This is a genomic window from Cellulomonas septica (assembly GCF_012396155.1).
GTDB lineage: Bacteria > Actinomycetota > Actinomycetes > Actinomycetales > Cellulomonadaceae > Cellulomonas > Cellulomonas septica.
Genome location: NZ_JAAXOY010000749.1, coordinates 1 through 1582, shown reverse-complemented (window position 1 = coordinate 1582; position 1582 = coordinate 1). Strand labels below are relative to the sequence as shown.

The window sequence follows — 1582 nt, the reverse complement described above, 5'->3', positions numbered from 1 at the left end:
CTCGAGGTCGAGGTCCACCCCGCCGACCCGCAGCGCCTCGACGTCGCGACCGGCACCGACGGCGTCGTGCCCTTCGAGCGCGTCGGCGTCGTCGAGCTGCCCGACGTCGGGAGCCTCGCGGTCTGGGCGCTGCGGTCGTACGGCGGCGGGCTGTTCCTGCCGGTGCGCGACGCGAGCGGCGGGCAGCCGGGCGGCACGTTCGGCGGCGGGCGGTACGTGCTCGACACGATCAAGGGCGCCGACCTCGGCACGTCGCACGGGCTGCTGGTCGTCGACCTGAACTTCGCCTACAACCCGTCGTGCGCGTACGACCCGTCGTGGGCGTGCCCGCTGGCGACGCGCGCGAACACCGTGGCCGTCGACCTGCCCGTCGGCGAGCGCACGTTCCCGCTCCCGGACGAGCCGACCGACTGACGACGCGACGACGACGGCGGCGCCCCGACCCCGCGCTGCGACCGACGGGCCCAGACCTCCGCGCCGGCGAGGCGGGCGGTCGCTGTCAGCGCTGGCAGACCGGGCAGAAGTAGAGCTTGCGGCCCGCCATCTCCTCGACGACGACCGGGGTGCCGCACACGCGGCACGGGAGTCCGCCACGGCCGTACACCCAGTGCCGCTCGGTGGGGTCGGCGAGCGCGCGGGCACGACCGTCGTCGTCCAGGTCCTCACGCGTCAGCATGGCGCCGGTGCGGATGCCGTCGGGCAGCAGCACCGCCCAGTCGTCCCAGAGTGCGCGCACGACCTCGCGCGGGACGCGACGGCCCGGGGTGTGCGGGTCGAGGCGCGCCCGGAACAGCAGCTCGGCGCGGTAGATGTTGCCGATCCCCGCGACGACGGACTGGTCCATGAGCAGCTGCCCGACCGCGACGCCGCGCGACGTTATGCGGTCGACGACGACCTCCCCGGCGGCGGCGAGGTCGTCGGTCGACGCAGGGTCGGGCCCCAGCCGGTCGACGACGACCTGCGCGGCGGCGGGGTCCAGCACCTCGCACGCCGACGGGCCGCGCAGGTCGGCCACGGAGTGCTCGGTCGCGAGCCGGACGCGGACCGCGCCGACGGGGTCGGGCGGGAACGACGCGAGCAGACCACCCTCGGCCGACGGCGGCTCGCGCTCGTCCTCCCCCATCCGCACCGCGCGCCGCAGCCGTGGCGCCCCCATGGAACTGGCCCGGCTGTCGGGACGCTCCCGCGCTTCGCTCCGGACCGTCCCTCCGCGCGCGTCCTGCCCGTCGACGATCGGCGAGACCACCCCGAAGAAGTCCCACGCGCCGTACAGGCCGAGGTGCACGCGCAGCACGTCGCCGCTCTCGAACGTCGCGAACATGTGCTTGCCGACCGCGGTGGTCCCGGTCAGGACCTGCCCGTCGAGGCGCGCGGCCCCCGCGGCGAAGCGACCCTGCGGGGAGGACACGGCGAGCCGGTGACCGGCGAAGTCGGCGGTGAACTGGCGGGCGATGCGGTGGACGGTATGACCCTCAGGCACGGTCACGCACGCTAACGCGTGGCGCCGCCTGCCGCCCGGCGCGCGGTCGCCGTCGAGGTGCGACGACGCCCGACCCGCGGCGGCGGGGACGGCGTCAGGCGG

2 protein-coding genes are annotated in these 1582 nt (G+C 76.1%); one reads left to right on the top strand and one right to left on the bottom strand.

What is annotated here, in order from left to right; genetic code table 11:
- Positions 1-414 (top strand): DUF1684 domain-containing protein (locus HGA02_RS18810; protein WP_168680857.1); only part of this gene is annotated, 414 nt, incomplete at its 5' end.
- 85 nt (positions 415-499) lie between these two features.
- Here the strand turns inward: HGA02_RS18810 and HGA02_RS18805 are convergent.
- Positions 500-1480, bottom strand: a complete 981-nt coding sequence (locus HGA02_RS18805; protein ID WP_168680855.1) for a DNA-formamidopyrimidine glycosylase family protein — start codon at positions 1478-1480, stop codon at positions 500-502.
- Positions 1481-1582: the final 102 nt, after the last annotated feature.